Source organism: Devosia insulae DS-56, from assembly GCF_000970465.2.
Lineage (GTDB): Bacteria > Pseudomonadota > Alphaproteobacteria > Rhizobiales > Devosiaceae > Devosia_A > Devosia_A insulae.
Genome location: NZ_LAJE02000266.1, coordinates 1 through 6,359 on the forward strand (window position 1 = coordinate 1; position 6,359 = coordinate 6,359).

General features: G+C 65.7%; 8 protein-coding genes. 4 read left to right on the forward strand and 4 right to left on the reverse strand.

Annotated features, from left to right (window positions below):
• Positions 1-87 precede the first annotated feature (87 nt).
• Genes VW23_RS18660 through VW23_RS18670 form a run of 3 tightly spaced genes read left to right on the forward strand, consistent with a single transcriptional unit; the run spans position 88 to position 1,529 of the window.
• The gene (locus VW23_RS18660; RefSeq protein WP_069911052.1) at positions 88-879 is read left to right on the forward strand and encodes a hypothetical protein; all 792 of its coding nucleotides are present in this window, start codon (positions 88-90) and stop codon (positions 877-879) included.
• Between the two features lie 33 nt (positions 880-912).
• Positions 913-1,218: a type II toxin-antitoxin system RelE/ParE family toxin gene (locus tag VW23_RS18665; protein WP_069911053.1), complete on the forward strand. Its 306-nt coding sequence runs from the start codon at positions 913-915 to the stop codon at positions 1,216-1,218.
• Positions 1,215-1,529, forward strand: coding sequence for an addiction module antidote protein (locus VW23_RS18670; protein WP_342029931.1), 315 nt, complete (start codon positions 1,215-1,217; stop codon positions 1,527-1,529). The genes VW23_RS18665 and VW23_RS18670 overlap by 4 nt, the downstream gene beginning before the upstream one ends.
• A 2-nt stretch (positions 1,530-1,531) precedes the next feature.
• Here VW23_RS18670 and VW23_RS18675 read toward each other — a convergent pair whose 3' ends face one another.
• The 3 genes from VW23_RS18675 to VW23_RS18685 are packed head-to-tail and all read right to left on the reverse strand — an operon-like array spanning position 1,532 to position 4,773.
• On the reverse strand, positions 1,532-2,080 hold the full coding sequence (locus tag VW23_RS18675) for a DUF1254 domain-containing protein (protein ID WP_069911054.1): 549 nt from the start codon (positions 2,078-2,080) through the stop codon (positions 1,532-1,534).
• The gene (locus tag VW23_RS18680; protein WP_069911055.1) at positions 2,077-2,628 is read right to left on the reverse strand and encodes a DUF1214 domain-containing protein; all 552 of its coding nucleotides are present in this window, start codon (positions 2,626-2,628) and stop codon (positions 2,077-2,079) included. Before VW23_RS18680 ends, VW23_RS18675 begins: the two co-directional genes overlap by 4 nt.
• A 30-nt stretch (positions 2,629-2,658) precedes the next feature.
• Positions 2,659-4,773: a transglycosylase domain-containing protein gene (locus VW23_RS18685; protein WP_244513654.1), complete on the reverse strand. Its 2,115-nt coding sequence runs from the start codon at positions 4,771-4,773 to the stop codon at positions 2,659-2,661.
• Between the two features lie 238 nt (positions 4,774-5,011).
• Here VW23_RS18685 and VW23_RS18690 point away from each other — a divergent pair, with 238 nt between their 5' ends.
• A complete protein-coding gene (locus VW23_RS18690; protein WP_069911057.1) occupies positions 5,012-5,467 on the forward strand; it encodes a YcgN family cysteine cluster protein in 456 nt (151 codons plus the stop codon).
• 255 nt (positions 5,468-5,722) lie between these two features.
• On the opposite strand, the gene VW23_RS18695 is transcribed toward VW23_RS18690, so the two are convergent.
• Positions 5,723-6,223 (reverse strand): GNAT family N-acetyltransferase, encoded by a 501-nt coding sequence (locus VW23_RS18695; RefSeq protein ID WP_084646301.1) that lies wholly within the window; start codon positions 6,221-6,223, stop codon positions 5,723-5,725.
• Positions 6,224-6,359: the final 136 nt, after the last annotated feature.

The following is a 6,359-nucleotide window of genomic DNA, read 5'->3' on the forward strand; positions in this document are numbered from 1 at the left end:
GGTTGGGGGTGGGGGTCCATCGGTGATCACCGCACCACCCCCTCCCTCAATCCCTCCCCTCAAGGGGGAGGGAGGCCGCTACTGCGTATGCTTCGCGCCCTGGGGCTGGCGTTGCTGCTCGGCGCCGCGCCTGCCGGCGCGCATGAGCTCGGCGATTTCGGCCGGGTGAAGCCGGGCGTGCTCAATGACAAGATCATTCCGGAGACCGACCGGCTCATGCGGCGGCTGGGCAACCAGCCGGTGTCCGATTTCAACATCACCGATGAAGAGCGCGAGATGCATGACCGGGTGTACCGGTTCCTCATCGCGCGGCATGCCAGGGACTGGGCCTTCGACTACGAGCAGGTGATTTTCGTTGCTGGGGTGTTCAGTTCGCGGCCGGACAAGTTCGACCTGTACTATCGCTGGCTCACCCGCGAGGCCTACGCCTCGTCGCGCGTGCGCTTCAACACCATTGCCGACGATGTCGGGGCGGACCTCTTGACGCTGCCCACCACCTTCAAGGCGATCTGCGCAGTCATCGAGATCGACCGGCAGCGCGCCGTGGCGGCGACTGAACTCGATGACATCGAGCCGGCAATGCTCAAGCAGATGCGGCTGCGCAAGGCTGAGAACGATCTCTATGTTGGCCGCTTCGTGGCGGCCCTCGGTTACCGCTATGGCTCCTACGGCTACGCGCTCGATCACTTCCTGGTGGAGACGCCGCACGGCGAGGCGATCGAAGTCGACGAGCGCCTGAGCCGCCTCGCCATCTGGGTCGACCGTGCCGAGGCGCTGGAGTTCTGCGGTGACGGCTGGGACGACAATGGCGCTGGCGGCGGTGCGATCCCCGGCCGGGTGCTGATGGATGCGCCCAGCGAGGGCGAATACCGCAAGTAGCCTGGTTGACCGACTGTAACCCATGAGTTACACATGGCCGAGATCGAGATACGGCAGACGGACGCGTATCGAACTTGGTTCTCCCGACTGCGGGACGAGCGGGCAAAGACCAGGATCAATCTCCGCATCTATCGGCTATCGCTTGGCAATGCCGGAGACGTGCGCCCCATCGGTGGCGGCCTGAGCGAACTACGGATCGACTACGGCCCCGGCTACAGGGTCTACCTGATGCGGCGCGGTGATCTGTACGTCCTGCTGTTGTGCGGCGGCGACAAGGGCAGCCAGGATCGAGATATCCGCCGCGCCCAGGAACTCGCGGCGGCATGGAAAGAAGGATGATCATGGTACTTACGACGACAAAGTGGGACATCGCCGATCATCTCGATACCGACGAACGGGCGGCACTCTTTCTCGAGGCAGCGTTCGAGGATGGCGACCCGGCAGTGATCGCCGCGGCGCTGGGGGACATTGCCCGGGCGCGTGGCATGACGCAGCTGGCGCGGGATACGGGGCTGGCGCGTGAGGCGCTCTATCGCGCTTTGAGCCCCGAAGGGCATCCCGAGTTTGCGACGGTACTGAAGGTGGTGCACGCCCTTGGTCTGCGCCTGACCACCGTACCTCTAACCGGCAAGTCCGAGCCGCAGCAGTAAGCTCAGGTGTCGATGGTGCCGCATTTGAGCCCGGCGAGCGCCTTCTCGTAGCGGGCGCGCATTTCCGGGTGCGGCGGAGCGAGGCGGACGACAACGAACAGGTCGTCTTCCTTGGCCTCGACGATCAACAGGCCCTCGGCGATATCGAGCTTCTGCTCGGCGAGCAGGCGCGTCTGGCCGGGGTTGAAGATACCGAGATCGAGCGCCGTGCCGATGCCGTCGCGGTTGGTGGTCGAATAGACCACCGTGCCGGCGCGGCTGTAGACGGCGACCGACCAGAAGGATTGCGGCAGCGTGCCGGTGACCGAGGCCGGGCCGCTGCGCAGATCGATCCGGCACACCGCATAGGTGAGCTCGGGGTCGAGCCGCAGCGGGTTGGGCTGGCCTGCCGCGGCGGCCGACAGCACGGTGGGGCCCGGGCCGGCACCGGCGGCCGCCACATGATCCCAGGCCGAGGTGGCAGAGAGCGCTGGCAGGCTGAGGATCACCGCGATGTGGATGATGCCGCCCAGCACCACGCCGCCCAGCAGCCAGAGCAACGTGCGGATCATGCGCAGGCCTCGCGGATGATCGAGGGCAGGGCAGCGACATCGGCGCCGACGCCCGACAGGCTCGAGGTATCGTAGAGCGTCAGCACCAGGTCGAAGGCGCCATCGCCGGTGATTTCGAGCCAGTTCTGCGGCGAGAGCGTTTTCGACACATAGAGCTCGACCGAGCCGTCGCCGGCCCGGCTGAGCCGTGCGCTGTGGAAATCGGTCGGGCCGTTCTCGCGGGTGATCGGGGCGCCGTCGCCGGGAGCCACCGGCACCAGGGTCCAGAAGCGTGCGGCGGGTGTCGTGCCATCGATGCGATAGCGGCAGGCGCGGTCGAGCCGGCGGTTGTCGCTGTCGGTCGTTGCGATGAACTGGATGCCTTCGCTGGCCCCCAGCTCGAGCGCGCCCGAACGGGCGATGAAGGCGCGGGTATAGGGGTCGGGCGCCGGCACCCCGACATCGCGCCAGGCCGACCACGGGCCGATCTCGATGGCGCCGAACAGCCGGCCGTCGCTCAGCGCGTACCAGCTGAGCCCGAACCCGACCAGCAGTGCGACCAGCAGCATGGCCCCGAGGTGAACAAGAAAGCGCAAGGGTTACAATGCCTTGGCCGGAAGAGGGGTGGTGACTGTGAGCGCTGCCTGGTTGCTGGCGCCGCCCAGCGCATTGCGCAGCCGATCGGCGACTTCGAGCAGCTTGTCTGCTGCGCCGGGCTTCAGCCCGGGCGGACGCTCGATGGTCGGCGCCACTGGCTGGCCTTCCTCGGCATTGGCGATGACGAACGGCGCCGGCGCGAAATCCACGCCTTCCACGGGTTTGATCTCGATATTGGTGTGGGCGTAGGCCATGAACTTCTGCCAGGCGGTGGTCGGCAGGGTGCCGCCAGTCAGGTTCTTGGTCGGCCGATAGTCGTCATTGCCGAACCAGACCGCCGCCACATAGTTGCCGGTGAAGCCGCAGAACCAGGCGTCGCGATATGATGATGTGGTGCCGGTCTTGCCGACCGAGGGCACGCCCTCGATCAGCGCGCGGCGGCCGGTGCCGCTCTCTACCACGGCGCGCATCATCCGGTTCATGTATTTGACCGTCTGGTCGCTGACCACCCGCTCCTGCTGCGGTTCGGAATCCGCGTCATAGATCGGATCGCCCGACAGCGTCGTGATGCGGGTGATGCCATAGGCCGGGGTCTTGTAGCCGTGGTTGGCGAACACCGCATAGGACGAGGCCATATCGATGACGCTGACCGAGGCGGCGCCCAGCGCCAGCGAGCGGGTCACCGGGAAATCGTTCTGCAGCCCGATCTTGTGGGCGAAATCGGCGATCGGCTGGCGGCCGGTCTTGATCGAGAGGTTCACCGGTACGGTGTTGATCGACTGTTGGAAGGCCGAGATCAGGCTGATCCGGCCCACCGAGTTGCCCGAATAGTTGCGCGGGCACCAATTGCCGATGCACTGGGTCGCACCCGACACCACGGTGTCCGGGTCATACTCCGGGATCAGCTCGAAGGCGGTGGCATAGTCGAACAGCTTGAACGCCGAGCCCGGCTGCCGGTTGGGGACGATCGAGCGGTTGAACTGGCTCTTGCCGTAATCCATGCCGCCGACCATGGCGCGGATCGGCCCGGTCGGTTCCAGCACCACCATGGCGGCCTGGCTGACATTGAACGCCTCGCCCTGCTCGCGCACCACCGAGGTGACGGCATCCTCGGCATAGGATTGCAGCACCGGATCGATGGTCGAGCGCACCACGAAAGTGTTCGAGGTGCTGCCCGAGGTCTCGATGATCTTCTTGGCTTCCTCGAAGGCGTAGTCGAGGAAGTAGTTCGGCGAGTTGGCTTCGGCGGAGCGGTCGATCGGCACGGCCGGGTTGCGGCGCGCCGCGGTGACCTGCCCCTCGGTGAGGAAGCCCGCATCGACGAGGTTGGAGAGCACCAGGTTGGCGCGGCCGCGCGCCGCCGCGAGGTCGACATGCGGCGCATATTTGGTCGGCGCCTTGAACAGCCCGGCCAGCATCGCTGCCTCGGCGAGGTTCACATCGGTGACCTTCTTGCCGAAATAGAACTCGGCCGCCGCGGCGGCGCCGAAATTGCCGCCGCCCATATAGGCGCGGTCGAAATAGAGCTTGAGGATCTCGTCCTTCGTATAGTGCCACTCGAGCCAGACCGACAGGAACGCTTCCTTGATCTTGCGCTCGATGGTGCGCTCGGAGCTCAGGAACAGGTTCTTGGCCAGCTGCTGAGTGATCGACGAGCCGCCCTGCGTCGAGTTCTCGCCCTGCGCGTTCGACACCAGCGCCCGCAACGTGCCGACCACGTCTATGCCCCAGTGTTCGTAGAAGCGCCGGTCCTCGGTGGCGAGCGTCGCCTTGATCAGGTAGTCGGGAAGCTTGTCGAGCGGGTAGGAATCATCCGAGCGGATGCCGCGCCGGCCGATCTCGTTGCCATAGCGATCGAGGAAGGTGACGGCGAAGTCCTCGGCCTTGTTGAAGCGGCCGGTAACGGTGGCATCGAACGCCGGCAGCGCCAGCGCGGTGACCAGCACCATGCCGATGGCGAGGAAGCTGAAGCCGTCCGAGACGATCTCGACGAAGAAGCGCTTGATGCCGGAGACGCGGAAGCGCGAGAAGAAATCCTCGACCCGGGTGTAGCCCCGCCCGAGCGATTGGCCGAACTCGTAGAGCGCCGAGTCGAGCCAGGCGTCGGCCGCCAGCATGCGCGTTTTCTTGCGCCGTTTCTCTTTGTGATAGAACGGATCCTGCACCGAAAACTCCGCGGCGTGCCAATAGCCCCTATGGTCTTGAATCTCCCCAATTTGGGGCGCATTGGCAAGGCAGTCGCTCGAATATGATCAGCGGAGAGTTTGCGCAAGCGCAGTTGCTTTGCGTAGCGGGACTGCAGCGGAAGAGTCCACGGCTCTTTCTCGGTCCCGCTCAGTCGTCACAGGAACCCGAATGGCCTTCTGGGAAGAAAAAACGCTCGAGGAAATGACCACGGTGGAGTGGGAATCGCTCTGCGACGGCTGCGGGCGCTGCTGCCTGATGAAACTCGAGGACGAGGACACCGGCGACATTTACGTTTCCGATGTGCGCTGCCAGCTGCTCGACGGCGAAAGCTGCAAGTGCTCGGACTATCCCAATCGGCTGAAGCTGGTGCCCGATTGCATCAAGCTGACGCCCGAGAACGTGCGCACCATCGAGTGGATCCCCAAAACCTGCGCCTATCGCCGTATCGCCGAAGGCAAGGGCCTCGCCTGGTGGCACCCGCTGGTCTCGGGCGATCCGGAAACCGTCATGACTGTAGGTGTCTCGGTGCGTGGGCGTACGGTACCCGAGAAATCGGTAAAGCCCGGCGAGTGGGAAGAGCACGTGGCGGACTGGCCGAACTGGGAGCCGCCGGAGGAGATTTAGGTTTCGCGATTGGGCTGCACCGGCGAAACGACGGCGCCTTCTCCATCGTGGCTTTCCCCTCATCCGGCGCTACGCGCCACCTTCTCCCCGACGGGGAGAAGAATATCGAAAGGTCGGTGACCCACCACTGTTCCTCTCCCCGTCGGGGAGAGGGTGGATCGCGCGGAGCGCGAGACGGGTGAGGGGTTGGCAGGCACCCAATCATCCCACGCCCCGTGTCAGCCCGGCGAAGACGGGGCCCATGAGATTTAGGGCTCAGAGCCGCCTGGTCAGCCACAGCAGCAGCTCGTCATCGATCGGGAACAATGCGCCCGACACCACCGGCGTATGGCGGTAGGTGACGCCGTTGCCGTCTGGCCGGTAGCCGAGGCGGGTGTAGAGCCGCTGCGCCGGGCCGTAGTCGGCGTAGAGCCCGACGCCGAGACCGGTCACCTGGTGGCCGCGCTGGCGGGCGAGGTCCTCGAGGGCGGCGATCAGGCTGGTGGCGACACCCTTGCCGCGGTGCTGCGCCAGCGTTGCGAGGTCGTGCACTTCTGGAATGTCGGCGGCGGCGAAACCTGGGTAGCCCGAGCGCCACAGCAGGCTGCCATAGCCAACCACCTGGGCGTCGAGCACCGCCACCAGTGTGGCGCGCTGCCCGGTCTCGATCTGGGCGAGCACAGCCAGCCAGTGCTCCTCGCGCCGGTTCCAGCCATTGCCGCCGTCCTGAGCGATGATCGACGCCGCGCGGGTCGGTGTGAGGGGGAGGATGTTCATTCTACCCCGAAACTAGCCGATGACGGGCACACTCGAAAGCGCCGGTCCACACCCGTCCCCGCACTCATACGCGCTAAGCCAGGGTGGTGCCCCACCCACCGGGTCATTCCCCCCACAGCGGGAACCTCTGTTTTCG

Coding starts and splice junctions, on each gene's coding strand:
- VW23_RS18660 (WP_069911052.1), top strand. CDS start 88: ATGCTTCGCGCCCTGGGGCTGGCGTTGCTGCTCGGCGCCGCGCCTGCC.
- VW23_RS18665 (WP_069911053.1), top strand. CDS start 913: ATGGCCGAGATCGAGATACGGCAGACGGACGCGTATCGAACTTGGTTC.
- VW23_RS18670 (WP_342029931.1), top strand. CDS start 1,215: ATGATCATGGTACTTACGACGACAAAGTGGGACATCGCCGATCATCTC.
- VW23_RS18675 (WP_069911054.1), bottom strand. CDS start 2,080: ATGATCCGCACGTTGCTCTGGCTGCTGGGCGGCGTGGTGCTGGGCGGC.
- VW23_RS18680 (WP_069911055.1), bottom strand. CDS start 2,628: ATGCTGCTGGTCGCACTGCTGGTCGGGTTCGGGCTCAGCTGGTACGCG.
- VW23_RS18685 (WP_244513654.1), bottom strand. CDS start 4,773: ATGCTGGCGGCCGACGCCTGGCTCGACTCGGCGCTCTACGAGTTCGGC.
- VW23_RS18690 (WP_069911057.1), top strand. CDS start 5,012: ATGGCCTTCTGGGAAGAAAAAACGCTCGAGGAAATGACCACGGTGGAG.
- VW23_RS18695 (WP_084646301.1), bottom strand. CDS start 6,223: ATGAACATCCTCCCCCTCACACCGACCCGCGCGGCGTCGATCATCGCT.